Annotated in this window: 17 protein-coding genes; 6 read left to right on the forward strand and 11 right to left on the reverse strand. The window is 72.7% G+C overall.

Going from position 1 to position 21,271, the window contains the following annotated elements; all coding sequences use genetic code 11:
* Nucleotides 1-115: 115 nt before the first annotated feature.
* Genes ACFY32_RS04825 through ACFY32_RS04840 form a run of 4 tightly spaced genes read right to left on the reverse strand, consistent with a single transcriptional unit; the run spans nt 116 to nt 4,821 of the window.
* The gene (locus ACFY32_RS04825; RefSeq protein ID WP_359188813.1) at nt 116-1,180 is read right to left on the reverse strand and encodes a hypothetical protein; all 1,065 of its coding nucleotides are present in this window, start codon (nt 1,178-1,180) and stop codon (nt 116-118) included.
* Between the two features lie 44 nt (nt 1,181-1,224).
* Nucleotides 1,225-2,163, reverse strand: a complete 939-nt coding sequence (locus ACFY32_RS04830; protein WP_359188816.1) for an N-acetylneuraminate synthase family protein — start codon at nt 2,161-2,163, stop codon at nt 1,225-1,227.
* Nucleotides 2,164-2,176: 13 nt separating this feature from the next.
* A complete protein-coding gene (locus tag ACFY32_RS04835) occupies nt 2,177-3,451 on the reverse strand; it encodes an N-acylneuraminate cytidylyltransferase (RefSeq protein WP_359188819.1) in 1,275 nt (424 codons plus the stop codon).
* Nucleotides 3,452-3,495: 44 nt separating this feature from the next.
* Nucleotides 3,496-4,821, reverse strand: a complete 1,326-nt coding sequence (locus ACFY32_RS04840) for a DUF6716 putative glycosyltransferase (RefSeq protein WP_390673426.1) — start codon at nt 4,819-4,821, stop codon at nt 3,496-3,498.
* A gap of 198 nt (nt 4,822-5,019) precedes the next feature.
* On the opposite strand from ACFY32_RS04840, the gene ACFY32_RS04845 reads away from it, so the two are divergent.
* From ACFY32_RS04845 to ACFY32_RS04855, 3 genes are all read left to right on the forward strand, one after another.
* On the forward strand, nt 5,020-6,000 hold the full coding sequence (locus ACFY32_RS04845) for a glycosyltransferase family 2 protein (RefSeq protein ID WP_359188825.1): 981 nt from the start codon (nt 5,020-5,022) through the stop codon (nt 5,998-6,000).
* Nucleotides 5,997-7,334 (forward strand): polysialyltransferase family glycosyltransferase, encoded by a 1,338-nt coding sequence (locus ACFY32_RS04850; protein WP_390673427.1) that lies wholly within the window; start codon nt 5,997-5,999, stop codon nt 7,332-7,334. The genes ACFY32_RS04845 and ACFY32_RS04850 overlap by 4 nt, the downstream gene beginning before the upstream one ends.
* A gap of 158 nt (nt 7,335-7,492) precedes the next feature.
* Complete coding sequence (locus ACFY32_RS04855; RefSeq protein ID WP_390673428.1) at nt 7,493-8,479, forward strand: hypothetical protein; 987 nt, start codon at nt 7,493-7,495, stop codon at nt 8,477-8,479.
* A 54-nt stretch (nt 8,480-8,533) separates the two neighbouring features.
* Here ACFY32_RS04855 and ACFY32_RS04860 read toward each other — a convergent pair whose 3' ends face one another.
* Both ACFY32_RS04860 and ACFY32_RS04865 read right to left on the reverse strand, forming a co-directional pair.
* Nucleotides 8,534-10,861 carry a glycosyltransferase gene (locus ACFY32_RS04860; protein ID WP_359188833.1) on the reverse strand — a complete coding sequence of 776 codons (2,328 nt, stop codon included), beginning with the start codon at nt 10,859-10,861 and terminating at the stop codon, nt 8,534-8,536.
* Nucleotides 10,858-12,324 (reverse strand): glycosyltransferase family 29 protein, encoded by a 1,467-nt coding sequence (locus tag ACFY32_RS04865; RefSeq protein WP_359188837.1) that lies wholly within the window; start codon nt 12,322-12,324, stop codon nt 10,858-10,860. Before ACFY32_RS04865 ends, ACFY32_RS04860 begins: the two co-directional genes overlap by 4 nt.
* 204 nt (nt 12,325-12,528) lie before the next feature.
* Here ACFY32_RS04865 and ACFY32_RS04870 point away from each other — a divergent pair, with 204 nt between their 5' ends.
* Nucleotides 12,529-13,704: an acyltransferase family protein gene (locus ACFY32_RS04870; protein ID WP_390673429.1), complete on the forward strand. Its 1,176-nt coding sequence runs from the start codon at nt 12,529-12,531 to the stop codon at nt 13,702-13,704.
* Here the strand turns inward: ACFY32_RS04870 and ACFY32_RS04875 are convergent.
* A complete protein-coding gene (locus ACFY32_RS04875; RefSeq protein ID WP_359188842.1) occupies nt 13,689-14,339 on the reverse strand; it encodes a TetR/AcrR family transcriptional regulator in 651 nt (216 codons plus the stop codon). The two genes, ACFY32_RS04870 and ACFY32_RS04875, sit on opposite strands and share 16 nt — an antisense overlap.
* Before the next feature lie 91 nt (nt 14,340-14,430).
* Between ACFY32_RS04875 and ACFY32_RS04880 the strand changes: the two genes are divergently transcribed.
* Nucleotides 14,431-15,837 carry an FAD-dependent monooxygenase gene (locus ACFY32_RS04880; protein WP_390673430.1) on the forward strand — a complete coding sequence of 469 codons (1,407 nt, stop codon included), beginning with the start codon at nt 14,431-14,433 and terminating at the stop codon, nt 15,835-15,837.
* 7 nt (nt 15,838-15,844) lie between these two features.
* On the opposite strand, the gene leuE is transcribed toward ACFY32_RS04880, so the two are convergent.
* Together leuE and ACFY32_RS04890 are read right to left on the reverse strand one after the other, a co-directional pair.
* The gene (gene leuE, locus ACFY32_RS04885) at nt 15,845-16,498 is read right to left on the reverse strand and encodes a leucine efflux protein LeuE (protein ID WP_359188847.1); all 654 of its coding nucleotides are present in this window, start codon (nt 16,496-16,498) and stop codon (nt 15,845-15,847) included.
* A 71-nt stretch (nt 16,499-16,569) separates the two neighbouring features.
* A complete protein-coding gene (locus ACFY32_RS04890; RefSeq protein WP_359188850.1) occupies nt 16,570-18,150 on the reverse strand; it encodes a methylmalonyl-CoA mutase family protein in 1,581 nt (526 codons plus the stop codon).
* A 229-nt stretch (nt 18,151-18,379) separates the two neighbouring features.
* Between ACFY32_RS04890 and ACFY32_RS04895 the strand changes: the two genes are divergently transcribed.
* Nucleotides 18,380-19,225, forward strand: a complete 846-nt coding sequence (locus ACFY32_RS04895) for a L,D-transpeptidase family protein (RefSeq protein ID WP_390673431.1) — start codon at nt 18,380-18,382, stop codon at nt 19,223-19,225.
* 173 nt (nt 19,226-19,398) lie between these two features.
* Here ACFY32_RS04895 and ACFY32_RS04900 read toward each other — a convergent pair whose 3' ends face one another.
* Complete coding sequence (locus ACFY32_RS04900; protein WP_390673432.1) at nt 19,399-20,469, reverse strand: hypothetical protein; 1,071 nt, start codon at nt 20,467-20,469, stop codon at nt 19,399-19,401.
* Nucleotides 20,469-21,131: an RNA polymerase sigma factor gene (locus tag ACFY32_RS04905; protein ID WP_390673433.1), complete on the reverse strand. Its 663-nt coding sequence runs from the start codon at nt 21,129-21,131 to the stop codon at nt 20,469-20,471. The genes ACFY32_RS04900 and ACFY32_RS04905 overlap by 1 nt, the downstream gene beginning before the upstream one ends.
* Between the last annotated feature and the right edge of the window lie 140 nt (nt 21,132-21,271).

Below are 21,271 nucleotides of genomic sequence, written 5' to 3' on the forward strand. Positions count from 1 at the left end.
GGCGGGACCGCCGAGCGGCGCCCGCCCACCTCACGGATACCACGGATCACCGCCCCTACGCGCCCGACGTCCAACTGTCGGGCAGGTCAGCGGGGGCTTTCGCGGTGCGGGCCGCTCAGGTGCCGGGGACCGCCAGGAGGCGTTCCACGCCGCGGGCGGAGTCGGTGACGCCGGAGAGGAAGCCGGAGGCGCGGGGCGAGGCGGAGCGGGTGAGCCAGGCGGGGTCGATGTCGCAGACGGCGACGGTGACGTCGGTGCCGGCCAGGGCGAGGGGGAGGGTGTGGACGACCGTGGAGGGGAAGCTGAGGATGGTGCGGCCGACCGGGCCGCGCCGGGCGATCAGCTCCAGGGGCAGGTCGGGGCGGACGACCTCCAGGCCGGTCTCGACGGCGAGCCGGTGGAGTTTCTCGGTGCTCTCCCGGCGGTGGGCGAAGTAGCGGGTGGCGCCGTGGGTCTTGGCGAGGGTGCGGACGGCGTCCAGATAGCGCTCGGCGTCCACGACCCCGGTCTCCACCAGGGAGGTGCCCACCATGTCGGCGCCCTTGGTGATGCGGGGCGGGCCGAAGCGGGACCGGGTCCAGGCGAAGTCGTGGGCGGTGACGGTGACGCCGTCGGGGACCTCGGCGATCGGCATGGAGGAGAAGATCTCGACCTGGCGGCCCCCGGCGGGGGTGAGGCGGCGGCGGGCCGAGGACGACACGGGGGCGAACAGGAGGTCGCGGGCGCCGGGCCGGCTGCCCTTGCGGTGCCAGCGGACCAGGCGTTCGCCCCGGGCGAGCTGCCCGACGAACTCCATCGTGGCCGTGCCGTCGTCGACGACGACCAGCTCGCGGGCCCGGGTGATGGTCAGCAGCAGTTGTACGTAGCGGGAGAACGGGTCTCCCATGACGATCCGGCGGGCGCGGCGGAGCAGCGCCGCCAGGCCCCCGACGGTGCGGAAGGGCGCCGAGGTCCCGCCCCGCGCCTCCTCCCAGCGGACCTCGTGTCCGTCTTCGCGGGCCAGCTCCGACATGCGGCGGAGCTGGCCCCGGGTCATCGGGTCCACGGGGGACAGCACGACGAGGGTGAGCCCCGTCCAGGGAGCACGGGTGTGCGCCCACTCCAGTACGTTCAGAAGCTGTACCGGACTCTCGACGAAGGCGAGAGTGTGGGGGCCGGGCTTCCCGGCGCGAGGGCTCATCGGCGTACGACCGTCCCGTCGTGGGGTGGTGGGGTGGGGTGGGGTCAGACGGTGACGGGCTCGCCCGCCGCCGCGGCGATCTCCGCCTCGGCGACCACGCCGGTGACGCGGCGCAGCTTCTTCATCGGGCCCAGCTCGGAGTCGTAGACCTTCTTGACGCCGTCGCCGAGGGACGCCTCGATGGTGCGGATGTCGCGGACCAGGCGGGTCAGGCCCTGGGGCTCGACGGAGGCGGCCTGGTCGGAGCCCCACATGGCGCGGTCGAGGGTGATGTGGCGCTCGACGAAGGTGGCGCCGAGGGCGACGGCGGCCAGGGTGGTCTGCAGGCCGGTCTCGTGGCCGGAGTAGCCGATCGGGACGTTCGGGTACTCCTGCTGGAGGGTGTTGATGACCCGCAGGTTCAGCTCCTCGGCCTTGGCCGGGTAGGTCGACGTGGCGTGGCAGAGCAGGATGTTGTCGCTGCCCAGGACCTCGACCGCGTGCCGGATCTGCTTGGGGGTGGACATGCCGGTGGAGAGGATGACCGTGCGGCCGGTGGCGCGCAGGGCGCGCAGCAGTTCGTCGTCGGTCAGCGAGGCGCTGGCCACCTTGTGGGCGGGGACGTCGAACTTCTCCAGGAAGGCGACGGCCTCGGTGTCCCACGGGGAGGCGAACCAGTCGATCCCCTTCTCCTTGCAGTACGCGTCGATCTGGCGGTACTCGTCCTCGCCGAACTCCACGCGGTGGCGGTAGTCGATGTAGGTCATCCGGCCCCAGGGGGTGTCGCGCTCGATGTCCCACTGGTCGCGCGGGGTGCAGATCTCCGGAGTGCGCTTCTGGAACTTGACGGCGTCGCAGCCGGCCTCGGCGGCCACGTCGATCAGCTTGAAGGCGTTCTCCAGCTCGCCGTTGTGGTTGATGCCGATCTCACCGGTGATGTACACGGGCCGACCCGGGCCGGCGGTCTTGGAACCGAAGGTGCGCAGGCGGGAGTTGGTGCTCATGGCAGGAGGGTCCTTACTTGGTGAGGGGGGCGAGAGAGTCGAGCGAGGGTCCGAGGAGCCAGCCGGCGATCTCCCGGATCGCGCCGTCGCCACCGGGGACGGTGGTGACCGCGCGGGCGGCGCCGCGGACGACGTCATGGGCGCCGGCGACCGCCACGGGCCAGCCGACGAGGGCGAAGCACGGGAGGTCGTTGACGTCGTTGCCGACGTAGAGCACGCGCTCGGGGGCGATGCCCTGGTCCTCGCACCACTGCTTGAGGGCGAGGTCCTTGCGGTCGACGCCGTGCAGCACCGGCAGCCCCAGCTTGCGGGCGCGGGCGGCGACGACCGGGTTCTGCTCGGTGGACAGGATCAGCATCCGCAGGCCCGAGCGGCGCAGGGCGGCGATGCCGAGGCCGTCGCCGCGGTGCACGGCGACGAACTCCCGTCCGTCGGAGTCGATCAGCACCCGGTCGTCGGTCTGGGTGCCGTCGAAGTCGAGCACGACCGCGTCGATGTCGCCGGCGGCGGGCAGCGCGCCGATGGGGGTCCCCCCGCTCGAGCGGAGCCGAGAGTGGGGGAGGTCGGCGTCGAGCAGGGGGGCGAGCGCGCGGGCGCGGGCCAGGTCGTGCGGGTCGTCGATCTCCAGGACGCGGGCGGGGTCGGTGCGCACCGGTTCGGTGCGGCCGAAGAAGCGGTGCCGGTGCTCGCGGAAGCCGGGCGCGGCCATGGCGTAGGCGGCGCCGGTCTCCAGCAGGTCCTGGGGGCGGTCCTGGCGGCGGGGGCGGTAGGACTTGTCGTGGTTGACGCCGTGTCCGCCCTCGGCGGGGTCGTCGCCGTCGCGCCAGAGGAAGCCGTGGAACGGGGCGACGGTGACCGCGCTGTCGGCGCCGTTCTCGGCGACGGCGGCGGCCACCGCGTCGATGTCCTCGCGGATCAGGAACGGGCTGGTGCACTGCACGAGCAGGACCACGTCGACGGGGGCGCCGTGCAGCGCCTCGTGGGCGTCCATGGCGTGCAGCACGGCGGCCTCGGAGGTGGCGGTGTCCCCGGCGATGGCAGCGGGGCGCAGCACCACCTCGGCGCCGGCCTGGCGGGCGGCGGCGGCGATGGCCTGGTCGTCGGTGGAGACGACCACGTCGGTGACCAGGCGGGCGGCGACGCACTCCCGGACCGCGCGGGCCACCAGCGGGACGCCGCCGACGGGGGCGAGGTTCTTCGCGGGGACGCCCTTGGAGCCGCCCCGCGCGGGGATCACCGCGAGCACCCGGCGCATCGTCGCGCCGCGGTCCGCTTCTGAGTCGGTCATGGGTTCTGCTCCTGGGGCAGGGGGCGGGGTGGTGGCCGGGACCGTCACAGCTCCCCCATCCGCCGGATGACGGGCGCCACGCGCTGCACTCCGTGCCGGTAGGCGCCGCGGGCCGCGCGGCGCACGATCTGCCGGACCGGACCGGGGTCCTTGTCGGCGGCGGGCGCGCCGGGCAGCGGGTGGCCGTCGGGGGCGAGGTGGTGCCGGGCGAGGATGCCGGGCAGGTAGCCGGGGGCGGTGACGGGCGTGTAGTACGGGGTGAGCGGGGGGAGGCCGCCGGGCCGGTCGAGCAGCCTGGCGATGCGCTCCCGGGCGGCGTCGAAGGCGGACTCGTACGACCCGCCCTCGGCGGCGACGCCCTGCCGGGCGACCCACTCGGGGTCGGGCGCGGGCCGGTGGCCGGCGTCGAGCTGGTCCCAGGAGGCGAGGCAGCCGGAGCCGACGAAGTGGTGGTTGCCGAGCGCCTCGCGGACCCCGAGGTCGGTGAGGACGACGGTGGGGATACGGCGGTGCAGGGACTCCAGGGCCGCCGTGGAGCTGACGGTGACCAGCAGGTCGGTGCGGTCCAGTACCTCGCCCATGTGCCCGTAGACGAGCTGGAAGTTGGGCGGCGGATCGGCCCGCTGCACCAGCTTCTGGTACGGCAGTTCCTCGATGTGGGTGGTGTGCTCGCCGGGTTTGGAGCGCAGCTTGAGCAGCACCTGCCGCTCGGGGTGCTTGCGGGCGTGCCGGATCAGCCGGTCCAGCAGGTACGTACGGTCCCGGCGGCTGTCGGGAACGGAGGGCTGGGCGGCGAAGACGACGGTGTACGGGTCGTGCTCGCCGGTGTAGGCGGCGCCGCCGAGGAAGGGCAGCGCGACCTCGGTGACCGCGGCGGCGTCGGCGCCGACCCCTTCGTACACGGCGCGGAAACGGTCCGCGTCCTGGCGGGAGTTGGCGAGGACGAGGTCGGCGCCGTGCCGCAGCAGCAGGCCGTCGGCGAGCTTCTCGTAGACGACGCCGACGTATCCGGTGACGACGACGGGGCGCTCGGTGCGGTCGGCCCAGACCCGGCCGAGCCCGTGCAGCACGGCCTGGACGCCGCCGCCGACCAGGGCGAGGACCACGATGTCGTACGGCTTCTCGTCCATGGCGCGCAGGAACTCCACCGCCGTGACCTCGTCGAGGGAGTCGGCGTGCACGCCGACCTCCTGCAACTGGCGGGGGGTGGGGGTGGCGCGGCCGCGCAGCAGATAGCCGTCCAGACGGAGGTCCGTCCGGCCGGCCCGCTGCGGGGCGACGCGGTTCGCGGTGAGCGCGCCCCATTTCCACCGGGTGTCGGAATCCGCGAGGACCGCCACCCGCAGGGGCTCGATTGCACTTGCTGGCACGTCGACGACGCTAGGAAGCCAGGGAGAGGACCGGCCCAACCCGAACACAACAAACGGTTAACAGCACCCCTCCGGAAGGAGAATCGGCTCGTCGGACGCTCGGAAAAGTGTTCGCGTCACGGCTTCGCCATACGGCGTTCACCCGGTATCAAGGTGCGGGTAAAGCGATGTGCCGGGCCGCCGCCTAACGTCCGTGACGTGCTCAAGCTCTCCGTCATCGTGCCGTTCTACAACGTGCGGCAATACGTCCCCGATGCCCTGCGCAGTCTGCGCGCCAACGCCCGCGCGGACTTCGAATTCATTCTCGTCGACGACCGTTCCACCGACGGGACCGCGGACCTGCTCGCGCGTGCGGAGCGCGAGCTGCCGGGGGCAGTGCTGATCAGACACGAGGAGAACGGCGGCCTGGCGACCGCCCGGAACACCGGTATCGACGCGGCCCGCGGGGAGTACCTCACGTTCCTGGACGGCGACGACTGGCTGGCCCCGGGCTACTACGAGAAGCTGGTCGCCGCCATCGAGGACCTGGGCTGCGACTTCGTCCGTACCGACCATGTGCAGTGCACGGCGCGGGCCAGGTCGGTGCACCGGGTGCCGCACGGCCGCCGCAACGTGGTGCTGCCCCCGCGCCGGGCGATCCTGCCCGCCCACCGCACCACCTCCGTCGACTACGCCTACGCCTGGGCGGGCATCTACCACCGCAGGCTGGCCGACCGCGGCCTGCTGCACTTCACCCACGGGCTGCGCACCGCCGAGGACCGGCCGTGGATCTGGAAGCTGCACCGCGAGGCCGACTCGTTCGCCGTGACCAGCCTGCTCGGGGTCTTCTACCGGCGCGGGGTCGCTTCCTCGCTCACCCAGATCGGCGACGCCCGGCAGCTCGACTTCGTCCGCGCCTTCGACCAGGTGATCGACGAGACCGCCGCCGATCCGGAGGCGGCGGCGCTGCTGCCGAAGGCGGTGCGCACGTACTGCGCGATCATCTCCCACCATCTCGGTTCCATCGAAAGGTTCGAGGCTCCCGTGGCCCGGAAACTGAAGGCGATGAGCACCGCCGCGCTGCGGCGGATGCCGCAGGACGTGCTCGACGACGCGCTGGCGTCGATGGACGCCGAGCGGGCCACCAAGCTGCGCAGGCTGCGCCGCCGGTCCGGGCAGGGCGCGGAGGTGGCGGCGTGACCACGCAGATCTTCATGGCGTCCACGCTGTACGGCACCGCGACGCTGGCCGCCGCCCTGGACGCCGGCTGCTTCGCCCCGGCCGACCGGCGGGTGCTGCTGGTGTCGAACAACGCGACGACGCCGGAGACCACCCCGGCGGTGGACGCGATGCCGGGGTTCGAGCACCTGCGGGGCCGGTTCGACGACGTGGTGTCGTGGAACGAGGCGATCTTCCCGTTCCACCCGGGGGCCTGGGCGCCGCGCCCGGACGACGTCCCGATGTGGGAGCGGTATCTGCGGCTGGCCTGGGGGATCGGGGACGACGACATCGCGCTCGCGGTGGAGTCGATCCAGGTCAACCCGGCGCTCGGGGTGGCGCAGATCCTCACCGACGCGCCGGTCACGGTGTACGCGGACGGCCTGATGAGCTACGGGCCGACCCGCAACAAGATCGACCCGCTGGTCGGCACGCGGGTGGAGCGGCTGCTCCACCTGGACCTGGTGCCGGGCCTGCGCCCGCTGCTGCTGACCGAGTTCGGCGTCGAGCCCGAGGTGGTGCCGACCGGCGCTTTCACCAAGGTGCTGGCCGAACTGGTCGACACCGGCGCGGACCTGCCCGAGGTCGAGGAGCCCGCGCTGCTGCTGGGCCAGTACCTGTCGGCGTTGAACATCCTCTCCGCCGAGCAGGAGGAGGACCTGCACGTACGGATGCTGAAGGGCGCCGTCGAACTCGGCCACAGGCGGATCGTGTTCAAGCCGCACCCCACCGCGCCGGCCCGCTTCACCCGCACGCTGGAGCAGGAGGCCGAGCGGCTCGGCGCCGACCTCACCGTGCTGGGCACACCGGTCCTCGCCGAGGTCCTCTACCAGCGCACCCGCCCCGCGCTGGTGGTCGGCTGCTTCTCCACGGCCCTGATCACCGCGTCCGCGCTGTACGGCCTGCCGGTCGCCCGGATCGGCACGGACACCCTGCTGGACCGGCTGTCGCCGTTCGAGAACAGCAACCGGATGCCCGTCACCATCGTCGACGCGCTGCTGCCCGACCTGACCGACCGGGCCGCCGTCACCGCCGGCACCGGCGTCATGGGCCCCGAGGACCTCGCCGACCTGGTCCGCGCCGTCGGCTTCACCATGCAGCCGAAGATCCTCCCGGGCCTGCGCGCGGAGACCGAGCGGTATCTGTCGGCCCGCCTGGACGCGCGCACCTGGCGCTACTTCAAGAAGAAGCGCCTGACCTCCCTGGGCCTGCCCGGCGGGGTACCGGCCCAGCTCGGCTTCCTGCCCCGCAACGCGACGGTCCGCCGGGTGGCCCGCACGGCCCGCAGCCTGCAGCGCCGGGTGGTGCGCCGCTGAGCCCGGGGCCGGGGCCCGGCGGTGAACAGCGAACGACGACCGCATAAACGCAAGTCAAAGGCCGGGTTACTCCATGCAATCCATGGTGAACACAGGTTCGTACCTCTAGTATCGCGGATGCCGTCTTTCTCTTGCGCCATCGAACCCGTGAGGCATCCATGACGAACCTCGGCCGGCTCTACCCGCTCCTGGACGACGTCCACCTGCCGGACACGATCCCCTACTCCCAGGTCAGCACCTGGGAGCTGCGGTTCCTCTACCTGCTGGGGCGCCATCACCTGACGGGCCGGGACCGGATCGTGGAACTGGGCTCCGGCGGGGGCGGCTCGACGTACGCGCTGGCGCTGGGGCTGAAGGAGAGCCCGGTCTTCGACGAACGGACCGGGAGGCTGCACGCCTACGACTTCTTCCGGGTCGGCAAGGGCACCTTCGCCACGGAGAAGTTCTTCACCGCCGGGACCAGGCCCGAGGACGACAACTCCTTCCTCGGCGACTTCCGCCGTCACCTGGAGCCGTTCCTGCCGTTCCTGGAGATCCACGCCGGGGACCTGTGGCAGACCTCCGACCCGCACGACACCAGCCCGGTGGAGTTCCTGCACATCGACATCGCCAAGACGCCCCGGGTCTTCCGCTGCGTCACCGAGCGGTTCCTGACCAGGCTGCGGCCCGGCTCGGTCGTGCTGCACCAGGACTTCGCCGGGCCCCGGCTGCCGTGGCTGCACCACAGCACCGGCGCGCTGCTGCCCTACATCGAGATCGCCGGGCCGCCGATCCGCTCCACCCTCGCCTTCGAGGTGGTCCGCCCGATCCCCGAGGAGGTGCTGCGCACGATGGCCCAGGACGCCTACACGGTCGACGAGAAGCTGGCGCTGATCTCGGCCGTGCAGGAGCGGATCGACCGCGACCACACCGGCGGCATCCCCTTCAGGCCGGTCCTGGAGTTCGCCAAGGCGTACGTCGCCCACTACGCCGGTGACCACAAGCGGGCCTGGGCCCTCGCCAAGCCGCTGACCGGCGACGAGTACCTCAGCCGGACCCGCGCCGACCACTTCGCGCAGTTGCGCAAGGCGTACGAGGAGGACCGGGAGCGGCACGGGGGCGGCTCGAAGCTGGGCAAGCTGGTGAAGAAGGCCGTCGGCCGCTGACGGACGGCGGAACGCCGTGCGCCCCCCGGCCGGCCGGGGGGCGCACGGCGTTTGTCACGCGCCGAGGATCGCCCGGATGTCCGCCGCGTTGGACTCCGTGACCTTCCACAGGCTCTGCTGGCGTTCGTGGACGTCGGCGACCGTCGCCGCGTGGTGGTCCAGGATGTCGATCGCCCGTTCGGTGAGGACCGCGCCCAGGTTCCTGTCGTGCACCGAGACACCCCACTCGGGACGCTCGATGTCGGCCAGGAAGTACGCCATCTTCGGGTGCGAGATCAGCGAGACGATCGGCGTGCCGACCCCGAACGGGATCATGCCGGCGTGCCCGCGCATGCCGATGACCAGCCGCGTCTTGGCGTACAGGTCGCGGATCTCGTCGTTGTCGAAGTCGTACATCGGGATCACCGGCAGCGAGATGCCGTGCTCGCGGCGCAGGTCGAAGGCGATCTTCTCGTCGTCCAGCGAGTGCGCCACGCAGCGGACCTCGGTGTGCGCGCCGATGGCCCGCACCGCCTTGGCCATCTCGGCGAGGAAGTGCCCGTAGTCGTGCCCGAAGCGCAGGCCCGCCCGGTCGTAGGCCGCGTTCAGCAGGACGGTGTCCTCGCGGTACGACGGGTCGGTCCAGCCGGGGACCAACTGGCGGCTGACCGTGGTGGGGCAGGGCTGGAAGCGGACCTTGTCCTGGAGGTGGGCGGGGAGCATGGCCCGTACCTTGGCGATCGAGCCGTGGTTGCGCAGCCCGAAGAACGCGGACTTCTCCACCAGCAGCCGCAGGCTCTCCCGGAACCGCCCGGCCCGGTAGGACTGCCCGTCGAAGGCGTTGAACCCGACCGCGTACACCATGATCGGCACGTCGATGGCGCGCAGGTGCTCGTCGGGGACGTTCCACTGCCAGGCGCTGTTGCCGTTGGGCATGGTGTCCGGGATGAACAGGCCGCCACCGCCGATGACCAGTCCGCGCCGGGCGTTGACCCGCTCCAGGGCCGCCCGGTCGAAGTAGCGGTGGGCGTGCACGGGGTGCCAGCGCCGGCTGGTGGTGTCCGCGCCGAAACCGAGCCGTACGGTCTCCGGAAGCAGCTTGTCACCGGCGTTGCCCTGCCGGTCCATGTAGAACGCGACGTGCGCGAGCTGGTCCTCGGGGGCGCCCAGCTCCTGCGCGGGCACCGAGGCCGCGCGCTGCGCCCACAGCCGGCTGGAGCGGTGGGTGGGGTCGACGGCGAGGCCGGCCGTGGCGTACTTCAGCGCCTCGGCGTTGTCGCCGTGCACCCAGGCCATCTGGGCGAGCCGGGCGTAGGCGGTGGCGGCCCGGTTGGGGGCGGCGGTGGCCAGCAGCAACTGGGCCTTGGCCTCCTCGTACCGGGAGACGCTCATCAGGGCGTGGCCGAGCACCTCGTGCGGCCATGCCTCGTCCAGCGGGACGCGCACGCCGGACAGGATGTCGACGGCGTCCTGGTAGTCGCCGGCCGCGATGTGCGCGGCGGCCACCTTGCGGGCGTACTCGACGTTGCCGGTGCGCTTGACGTGCGGGGTGCCGAAGTGCACCAGCAGGTCGTGGTGGAGGCCGCCGGAGGAGTTGAGGTAGGCGGCGTGGAACTCGGCGTCGGACATCTCGAACTCGCGCCAGCGGTCCTCCGCCTGGGAGTACCCGGACTCGCCGCCCTGCCAGGGCTTGTGCCGCCCGGTGAAGTGCAGGATCGCGGTGTCCTCCGGCACCGGCAGGTCACCGGAGAGCCGCCGCTTGACGAAGTTGTAGCGGGCGTCGAGGCGGACGAAGTCGCCGTCCAGGACGGCGTTGAGGATGCCCTGGTCGTGCTTGTCCAGCTCGTAGTCGCCGCTGCGGCCGGTGGCGTCGAGCCTGGCGCAGAACTCGTCGGACAGGTACTCGCGCTGGATGACGAGGAGTCCGGAGTTCAGCTTGTGCTGCCCGTAGAAGAACTGCGGGACGGCCGCGAGGCCCTCGCGGAGCTTGAGCAGTTCGCCCAGGTCACCGAGGACGACCATGTCGGTGTCGAGGGTGATGACGGTGTCGTACTCGCGGAGGCGGAAGACGTCGAGGATGAAGTACGCCTTGCGGACCAGGTAGTTGTCCTGGTCGCCCTTCTGGTACGAGTCGTAGTGCTCGGCGTCGACCCGGCGCAGCACGATCCGCGGGTGCAGGGCGTGGATCTTGGCGATGGAGCCGGGGCGCAGGTCGTCGTAGAGGACGACGAAGTCCTCGCAGACGCTCGGGTTGGACAGGGCGAGGCTGCGCAGCAGGACGAGGAAGCCGGGGAGGTAGTTCTCGTCGACGTAGGACGCGAAGGCGATGCGGCGCTTGCCGGTGATGTCGTGGGCCGCCGTCACCGGTATCGCGGTGGCCGGCGTGGAGAGGGTCGTCGTCATCGCAGGGATATCCTCATGTCGGTCACGCTCTGGGCCCGCTGCATGACCCATTCCTTCTCGCTGGTGTATTCGTGCACGGACGTGATGGCCAGCTTCATCGCCTCGGGCACGCGGTAGGCGCCGCTCTCGTAGAAGTCGAAGCCGATCAGGTCGAGCCTGGGGCTGACGTCCAGGAAGTCCAGCAGGAACAGCATGTTGAAGCCGGTGGTCGGGATGCCGGACCAGACGTCGGCGCCGAGGCGGCCGATGTTGCGGACCGGCCAGCGCAGCGACTCGTCGCCGAGGTACGTCTGGGCGCCGGGGACCAGGCGGTTGCGCAGCGACCACTTCCAGTCGCCGGAGATGCCGCCGAAGACCAGCCGGGTGGTGACCTGCTTGTCCCAGTTGAAGCCGTGCTTGTGGATGGTGGCGTGGATGTCGGTCCGGCTGCCGGTGTGCTTGGGGTCGATCCTGTACGAGTTGAAGCGCACGACCAGGTCGTAGGCGTCGATCTCGGCGCCCATGGAACTGGCGCCGACCCGCCCGGAGTTGGCGATCAGGCAGATCGACTTGCCGGCGATCTGGTTGCGGAACTCGCCGAGGGTGATCCAGCGCACGCCCCCGACGGTCGGGTCGGCGACCGGGCCGCGCATCCGGCTGCGGCGCTGTTCGGCGTAGAGCCCGAGGACCGGGGTGAGGGCGGTCAGGTCGTGGTCGACGGCCGTGCGCAGCTCCAGGTACTGGCTGAGCAGTTGCTGCCGGTCGGCGACCGGGGCCTCCTCCTCGGCGAGGATCAGCAGGGCGCCCACCAGGCGCGGCTCGGCGGCGGCCCAGTCGCCGGCGGCGTGCGCGGCCAGGCCCTCGGCCCAGACGTCGGTGGCCTCGCCGCGGGCGTGGTCGCGGGCGGCGGGGCACTGCCGGGCCAGCAGGCCGAGCAGCTCGCGCTCCTTGTCGGCGCCGCCGCGCAGACCGGCGATGCGGGCGCGGACACCGAAGCCGTCGTCGTCGGTGAGGCCCAGGTACTTCTCGTACGCCTCGACCGCTTCGGTCTCCTCGCCGAGGGCCTCCAGCAGCCGGGCGCGCAGCCGCCAGCCGGCCCGGGAGTTCTTCCGCTGGGCGAGCACGGTGTCGCTGATCACCAGGGCGAGGTTCAGCTCGTCGTCGTACCCGCACTGCAGCGCCTTGTTGGCGACCGCCAGCAGGGCGTCCAGCAGCTCGTTCGGGATGGCGGTGCCGGCGACGGGGGTCGCGGCGCCCTTCACGGCCCGCTTGAGCAGCGCGGTGGCGCCGGACGGGGCGGCGGCGGGCGCGTCGATGCGGTGGGTGCCCCACACGACGAGCAGCTTGCGCAACTGCTCGGCGAGTTCCACACGACGGCGGTCGAGACTGCCGACGAGCTTTCCGCTGTGCACGGCGCAGGCGCGCAGACAGTCGTCCAGCTCACCCCCACCGGCACGTGACCGTCTGTTCTGGACCCTCGTCATGGCACTCCTGGTCTTCTTTTCTGCTTTTTCCCAAGCGATGTTGGATGTCGGGAGAATTTAGGAAGCAAAAACGACGTCCGGATGAACGCACTGGTACTACCGGGCGAATCGTTGGCCTGTCGATCTGTCGTTCCTGTGATTCGGACTAGTGTGCTGAGGCGCTCACAGCGCGTCCTCAGCCTCCGGTCCGACGAGGGGAACTCCGTGACCAGCACGACCGTCCGCCCGGCGCCCGAACCGACCCGGCGGCCGGACCCGGGCCCGGACACGAGCCGGGACGCCGGTCCGGCCCCGGCCCGCCGGGCGCCCCGGCTGCACGCGCTGGACGGGCTGCGGCTGCTGGCCGCGCTGATGGTGGCCGCGTACCACTACGGCGGGCGCGGCGGGGACATCACCGCGGCCTGGGGCAGCTCGCCCAAGCTCCAGTTCCCCACGCTGCACTCGTGGTTCGCGTACGGCTGCCTGGGGGTGCAGATCTTCTTCGTGATCAGCGGGTTCGTGATCTGCATGAGCGGCTGGGGCAGGCCGCTGCGGTCGTTCTTCGCCTCCCGCGCCGCCCGGCTGCTGCCCGCCTACTGGGTGGCGGTCGTCCTGGTGACGGCCGTCTTCGCGCTGCCGGCGGTCGCCTACCAGGCGGTGTCGCCGAGCGACGCGCTGGTGAACCTGACGATGTTCCAGCAGCCGCTGGGCGCCGACCGGGTGCTGGGCGTGTGCTGGACGCTCTGGGTCGAGGTGCGCTTCTACGCGCTGTTCGCGCTGTGCGTGGTGCTGCCCGGCGCGACCCGGCGGCGCGTGATCATGTTCTGCGCCTGCTGGACGCTGGCCGCGGTGATCGCCGCCGCGGCCGACGAGCCGCTGCTGGACCTGGTGCTGATGCCGCAGTACGCCCCGCTGTTCGTCGGCGGCATCGGCCTGTACCTGGTCCACCGCGACCGGCGGGACGTGTACGCCTGGGGGATCGTGGGCGTGAGCTGGCTGGTCGGCCAGCAGCAGGCGGTGGAGGCGCTGTGGCACCCGGCGGGCCCGGACGACTTCTCCTACCGGTCCTCGCTGGGCATCGTCGCGGTGGTGACGTTCGGCTTCGCGGCGGTGGCGGCGATCGCGCTGGGCTGGCTGCGGTGGGCGGACTGGCGCTGGCTGACGCTCGCGGGGGCGCTGACGTACCCGTTCTACCTGGTGCACGAGCACCTGGGCTGGGTGCTGATCGACGCCCTGCACCAGAAGCTGGGCGTGCCGTCGGCGGCGACCTTCGGCCTGACGGTCGCGGCGATGCTGGCGCTGGCCTGGCTGCTGTACCGGTTCGTCGAGACGCCGCTGACGCCACGGCTTCGGGGGGCGCTGTCCCGGCCGCGCGGGGAGCGCGCTCAGTCGATGCCGTAGCGGGCGCCGATCCCCGCGAGCAGCAGGGCCAGACCTTCCTCGAAGTGGCGGTCGTAGTCGGCGAACAGCTCCGGTCCGGCCGCCGCGCTCAGCGGGAAGCCGGCCAGCATCCGGGTGCGTTCCGCCAGGTCGAAGCCCTCGCGCGGGCTTCCCGGGCGGGGCTGGACGCCCTGTTCCTCGGTGACGAAGCCGAGGGTGTAGAGGTATGTCGTGGTGACCGCCCGCACGGCCTGGGCGAGGGTGAGGCCGGCGCCGGTGAGCAGCTCCAGGTTCTGCTCCATCTGCCCGGCGTGCTCGAAGCCGGTGAAGCGTGAGCCGCTGAACACCTTGGCGCCGTCGCGGTAGCCGAGCAGCGCCGCGCGCAGCCCCCGGTTGACCCGCAGCAGCCGTTCCCGCCAGGTGTCGGCCGGATCGAGGGCGGTGCCGGCGACCATCCGCCGGAACATCTCGGTGGCCATCTCGTCCAGCAGCGCCTGCTTGTCCTTGAAGTGCCAGTACAGGGCGGGCGCCTTGACGTCCAGCTCCTTGGCGATGGCGCGCAGGGTGAGGCCCTCCAGGCCCACCTCGTTCAGCAGCTTCAGGGCGGCCTCCGCGACCTGCGCGCGGTCCAGGGGCGCCCGGCGTTCCGTGCTCACCCGGCCCAACCTACCCTGCCCGCGCTTGACACCTTAACGACGTTAAGGGCACCCTTGCGGCAACGAGCACTTAACGACGTTAAGGAGCGGCATGCAGACGGACGTACTGATCGTCGGCGCGGGTCCCACCGGACTCGCCCTCGGCATCGACCTGGCCCGGCGCGGGATCGCCGCGCTGGTCCTGGAGCGGGCGGACGGCCTCTTCCCCGGCTCGCGCGGCAAGGGCCTCCAGCCGCGCACCATGGAGGTCTTCGACGACCTCGGCGTGCTGGACGCGATCCGCGCGGCGGGCGGCCGCTATCCGGTGGGGATGATCTGGCGGGACGGCGAGCGGCTCGGCGAACACGCCATGTGGGACCCGATCGAGCCGACCGAGGAGGCCCCGTACACCGAGCCGTGGATGGTGCCGCAGTGGCGCACCCAGCAGATCCTGCGGGCCAGGCTGGAGGAACTGGGCGGGCGGGTCCTGTTCGGCCGGGAGGCCGTGGACCTCGACCAGGACGGCACGGGGGTGCGGGTGCGCTGCGGCGACGGCACCGCGCTGCGCGCCCGGTACGCGGTCGCCGCCGACGGCGGGCGCTCCGCGGTGCGCCGCGCGGTCGGCGTCGGGATGACCGGCCGGGCCGTCGACCCGGGGCCCGCGCTGGTCGCGGACGTGCGGATCACCGGCCTGGACCGGGAGAACTGGCACCTCTTCCCGCCGGGCGAGGGCGGCGACGGCCTGCTCGCCCTCTGCCCGCTGGCCGGGACCGACGACTTCCAGGTGACCGCCCGGTTCCCGGAGGGCACCGACGTGGACCTCTCCCTCGACGGCATCCGCAAGACCGTCGCCTCCCGGACCCACCTGGCCCCCGAGGACGTGACGGAGGTGCGGTGGGCCTCGGACTTCCGGCCCCGGGAGGCCCTCGCCGACCGGTTCCGGGCGGGCCGGGTCTTCCTGGCCGGGGACGCCGCGCACATCCACTCGCCGGCCGGCGGACAGGGGCTGAACACCAGCGTCCAGGACGCCTACAACCTGGGCTGGAAGCTGGGCGCGGTGCTGGGCGGCGGCGCGGACCCGGCGCTGCTGGACACCTACGAGGAGGAGCGCCGCCGGGTGGCCGCCGAGATGCTCGGGCTGACCAGCGGCGTCCACCGGGGCGAGGTGCGGCGCGGCAAAGCGACCGCGCAGCTCGACCTCGGCTACCGGGACTCCTCGCTGGCGCGGGAGACCCGGCCGGCCCCGGACGGTCCGGTACGGGCAGGTGACCGCGCCCCCGACGCCGTACTGGACGGCGTCCGGGTGTTCGACGCGTGCCGGGGCCCGCACTGGACGCTGCTCGCCCTGGACACCGCCGCGCCCGCGCTGCCGGACGCGGTGCGGGTGGTGCGCGCCGCGGCCCACCGGGCGTACGGCACCGGGCTGTTCCTGCTCCGCCCGGACGGCTACATCGGCTGGGCCGGCTCCGCCGAGGCCGAGGGCCTCGCGGACTACCTGGCCCGCGTGGCCCTGACCTGACCGGTCCTCAGGAGCCGGCCAGCGACAGCTTCGCGGCGAACCCGAGGAACAGCGCCCCGGCCGCCGAGGTGGCCGTCGCCGACAGCTTCCGGCGGCGGCGGAAGGCGGCGGCGAGCCGGGTGCCGCTGAAGATCAGCGCGCTCAGGTACAGGAAGCTGAAGAACTGCGCGAAGGCGCCGAGGACCACGAAGGACAGGGCCGGATAGGCGTAGCCCGGGTCGACGAACTGCACGAAGAAGGCGACGAAGAACAGGATCGCCTTCGGGTTGAACAGGCTGACGATCAGGGCCCGGCGGAACGGCCGCTCCTCGGGGCCGGCCGCCGCCGGCGCCTCGGCGGCGGCGCTTTCCCGGCGCCGGGTCCGCCACATCGCCCACGCGGCCCGCAGCATCCCGATCGCCAGCCAGGTCAGATAGCCGGCGCCCGCGTACTTCACGACGCCGAACAGCAGCGGGTTGGCCTGGAGCAGCGAGGCGACCCCGGCGGCCGACAGGGTCATCAGCGCGGCGTCCCCGCACCAGACCCCGGCCGCCGCCCGGTACCCGGCGCGCACCCCGCGGCGGGCGGCGACGGACAGCACGTACAGCGAGTTGGGGCCGGGCAGCAGGACGATGAGGATCAGGCCCGCGAGATAGGTGGGAAGGTCGATGACGCCGAACATGGAAAGGAGTCTCGCACGAGGGTCCGAGGGCCCGGAACGCGTCCGGGCGGCCCGGAACGCGTCCGGGCGGCCTAGAAGGCGTCCGAGGGCACGTACGTCCCCCACACCCCGCGCAGCGCGTCGCACACCTCGCCGACCGTGGCCCTGGCGCGCAGCGCGTCCTTCATCGGGTACAGCACGTTGTCCTCGCCCTCGGCAGCCCTGCGCAGCGCGGCCAGGGCGGCGTCGACGGCCGGCTGGTCTCGCGCGGCGCGCAGGCGCGCGAGACGTTCGGCCTGCTGCGCCTCGATGGCGGGGTCGACGCGGAGCGGCTCGTAGGGCTCCTCCTCGTCCAACTGGAACCGGTTGACGCCGACCACGACCCGCTCGCCGGAGTCGGTCTCCTGGGCGATCCGGTAGGCGCTGCGCTCGATCTCGCCCTTCTGGAAGCCGTGCTCGATCGCGCTGACCGCGCCGCCGAGGTCCTCGACCTTGCGCATCAGCTCCAGCGCCGCCGCCTCCACCTCGTCGGTCATGCTCTCGATGACGTACGACCCGGCGAAGGGGTCGACGGTCGCCGTCACGTCCGTCTCGTAGGCGAGCACCTGCTGGGTGCGCAGGGCGAGCCGCGCGGACTTGTCGGTGGGCAGGGCGATGGCCTCGTCGAAGGAGTTGGTGTGCAGCGACTGGGTGCCGCCGAGCACGGCGGCGAGGCCCTGCACGGCCACCCGGACCAGGTTGACCTCGGGCTGCTGCGCGGTGAGCTGCACCCCGGCGGTCTGGGTGTGGAAGCGCAGCATCAGCGACTTGGGGTTCTCCGCGCCGAACTCCTCCTTCATCACCCGCGCCCAGATCCGGCGGGCGGCGCGGAACTTGGCGACCTCCTCCAGGATCGTGGTCCGGGCCACGAAGAAGAACGACAGCCGGGGCGCGAAGTCGTCCACGTCCATCCCGGCGGCGACCGCCGTGCGCACGTACTCGACGCCGTCGGCGAGGGTGAAGGCGATCTCCTGCGCGGGCGAGGCACCGGCCTCCGCCATGTGGTAGCCGGAGATCGAGATGGTGTTCCACTTCGGGATCTCGGCCCGGCAGTACTTGAAGATGTCGGCGATCAGCCGCAGCGAGGGCTTGGGCGGGAAGATGTACGTGCCCCGCGCGATGTACTCCTTCAGCACGTCGTTCTGGATCGTGCCGGTCAGCTCGTCCGCGCCGACGCCCTGCTCCTCGGCGACGAGTTGGTAGAGCAGCAGCAGGAGGGCGGCCGGGGCGTTGATCGTCATCGACGTGGAGACCTTGTCCAGCGGGATGCCGTCGAACAGCACCCGCATGTCGTCGATCGAGTCGATCGCCACGCCGACCTTGCCGACCTCGCCGTGCGCGATCGGCGCGTCGGAGTCGTGGCCCATCTGGGTGGGCAGGTCGAAGGCGACCGACAGGCCCATCGTGCCGTTGGCGATGAGCTGCTTGTACCGGGCGTTGGACTCCGTCGCCGTGCCGAAACCGGCGTACTGGCGCATCGTCCAGGGCCGTCCCGTGTACATCGAGGGGTACACGCCCCGGGTGAAGGGGTAGGCGCCCGGCGCGCCCAGCTTCTCGTCCGGGTTCCAGCCCGCGAGGGCGTCGGGCCCGTACACCGGCTCGATGGGCAGTCCGGACTCCGACTCGCGCGCCATGTGTGGTTGCCTCCCGCTGAGCAGTTACTCACTGGTTACCGGCTGGTACGGTCCGACCTCTCGTCGGACTGTAGCGGCGCCGCGCGCACCCGGTGGAGGGGAGCACGCTGGGACCTTGCTCACAGCATTGTCGCGGTCCGGGTCACACACAACCGCGCCGTTCCGTTAACGCCGTGTGCCGGGCGGGGAAGCATGAGGGGTGACACCGGCGAGGCGATCGGGGGGCGCGATGCGGGGCACGGGGAGGAGGCCGGCCGCGCTGCTGGTCCTGGCCGTGGCGGTGGTCTGCGGCTGCACGGTGCAGCCCACCGGCCCGGACGGCAAGCCGCGCGGACCGATCCGCTTCGAACTGCCGAGCCATTCGCCCGCGGCCCGGACCCCGCACCCCGCGCCGGACCCCGGTCGGCGGGACACCGGCTCCCCGCGCCGCGCGGAACCCGCGCCCGCCGTCCTGTGGTCCCCCGGCGACACCGGCCGGGACGTCCGCGAACTCCAGGCCCGGCTGCGCCAGATCGCCTGGCTGTACGACGGTCCGACCGGGACCTACGACGAGCTGACCGAGCGCGCGGTCCGCGGCTTCCAGGGCAAGCGCGGCCTGCCCAGGACCGGCCGGACGGACCGGGTCACCTGGGAGAGGCTGCGGGCGATGACCCGCGAACCGGGTTACTGGGACCTGTACCTGATGGGCGGTCAGCCCGCCGCCGCGCCGGACCCGCGCTGTCTGACCGGCCGGGTGCTGTGCGTCAGCAAGACCAGCCGCACCCTGCGCTGGATGATCGACGGCCGTACCGTGGCGACGCTGGCGGTCCGCTTCGGCTCCCGGTACACGCCGACCCGCGACGGCGTCTTCGAGGTCTACTGGAAGTCCCGCGACCACTGGTCGACGCTCTACGACACGTCGATGCCGTACGCCATGTTCTTCAGCGGCGGCCAGGCCGTGCACTTCTCGTCCGACTTCGCGGCCCGGGGATACGCCGGTGCCTCGCACGGCTGCGTCAACGTCCGGGACGAGGCGGCGATCGCCGGTTTGTACGCGCAGGTCCGCACCGGTGACAAGGTCGTCGTGTACCAGTGACGGCCGCCGTACCGGCGTGGCCGGAGGGGCGAGGGGGGCGCGGGCGGGACCGGGGGAACATGTCCCGCCCGCGCCGATGTGCACGAGCCGCGGGTACGGGGGGAACCCAGGCTCGGTGCGACAGCCGATGACCAGTCGGCTCACCCAGTACTGCGCCGGGACGGCCGAAAGTGTCACTCCCTGGCCGAGGATTTTTTTCCGCGCGGGGAACCGTGCTGGTCGGAAGGGGTGTGCGGAGCCGCGGGGCGGTGGTCGGAACGGTGGGCGTCAGCGCGGTCGCCCGCGTCCGGGTCGTCGCTCCCGGACCGGTCGCGCTGCCCGCTGCCGCCGTGGTGGCCGTGGCCCCGGCTCTCCCGCTCGCCGTTCCCGTGGCCGCCCTTCTCCTTGTTGTCCCTCCCCTCGGCGCCCTTCCCCTTCTCGTACGTGCCCCTCTTGTTCTCGTACGTGCCCTTCTTGTCCGTGCCCTCGGGCCTGTCCGGCTTCTCGGTCTTCTCCGGCTGCTTGTGCTGCTTCTGCTTGTGCTGCTTCTGCTTGTGCTGCTTCTGCTCCTGCTGCTCGCAGGGGCCGTCGGCCGCCTTCCGGAGGGCGTGTTCGCGCAGGGCGTCGCGCTCCTTGCCCGCGCGGATGTCGCGGCAGGCGTCGGCGCGGTCGCGCTCACCGGGGGCGTCCGCCGCGCCGGGGGCGCCGGTGCCGCGTCCCGTGCCGGCCTCGTCGCGCGGGGCGGTGGTCCGGGGCGACGGGGAGGACAGGGGGCGGCCGGGGGTGGCGGCGGTGGAGACGGAGGCGGCGGGGTCCGGGGCGCCGCGGTCGCCGAAGGGCGTCGGCAGGGCTCCGGTTGCGGCCGCGATACCCGCCCCGCCGACCATGCCGGCGGTGAGCGCGGCGGCCAGCCCGAGCCGCAGCGGGCGGGTCCGGCGCGGGCGCCGGGCATCGTCGTCGCGCCCGCCGATCCGGACCGGTCCGGCGTCCAGGGCCCGGCGCGGGGCGCCCCGGCCGAGGGTGCCGGACACGGCGTCCGGGGCGCCGGACGATTCGGCGCGCGCCTCGCGGAAGGCGGCCAGCGCGGCGGCCTCGCCGGGGAGTTCCCCGCTGGTCGGCGGGGTCGGGGCGGACAGCGCGGCGAGGGCCGAGGCGAGCCGTTCGGCCCGGTCGCGGACCGCGGGGTCGACCGCCTCCAGTGGCTCCCCGCGCAGCAAAAGCTCCGCCGTTTCGCGGTCCAGCCACCTGTCCTGCTCGTCGGCCATCACATGTCCTTCTGCGTCCGCGCACGCGTATGCGTCACAGTGGCGGACGTCGCCGCGCGGCCGCGCGGTTCTCGCTGGGCCGGCAGCGCGCCGAGCGCGCCGGCCGATTCCGCATCCTCGCCGAGGAGTTCGGCCAGCCGCTTCAGGCCGCGGTGGGCGGCGGTGCGGACGGCACCGGGACGTTTCCCCAGCGTCTCGGCGGCCGTCTTGGCGTCGAGGCCGACCACGACCCGCAGGACGACGGCCTCGGCCTGGTCCTGGGGCAGCCTGGCTATGAGGGAGAGGGTGGTGCCGGTGGTGAGCGCCTCGATGGCCTCGCCGGCGGTGTCGGAGAGGGCGGGCTTGCCGGTCAGTTCGGTCTCGTCGCCCACGGTCGCGGGGCGGCGCCCGCGCATCCGGATGTGGTCCAGGGCGCGGTTGCGGGCTATCCGGGCGGCCCAGCCGCGGAACCGGTCCGCGTCCCCGTCGAACCGCTCCAGGTCCCGGGCGATCTGCAGCCACGCCTCGGACGCCACGTCCTCGGCGTCCGGATCGCCGACCAGCGTCCGTACGTAGCCCAGCAGCCGCGGATGCACCGCGCGGTACACGGTCCGGAACGCGGTCTCGTCCCCGTCCTGTGCCGCGCGCACCGCGGCGGTCAGCTCGGCGTCGTCCCCCAGCACCGCCCGCGCCTTCCTCTGCGCTTGATCCGCCTCGGGTGGCCCACGGTGGTCTACCGCGGGACGGGGCGGGGCACCGCCCTCCGCACACCGGCGCGAAAGGCACGTTACGTCTTGAAACCGCTCCCCGTCCATGGCCGTAC

It is taken from the genome of Streptomyces sp. NPDC000134 (assembly GCF_042899225.1).
In the GTDB taxonomy this organism is placed as follows: Bacteria; Actinomycetota; Actinomycetes; order Streptomycetales; family Streptomycetaceae; genus Streptomyces.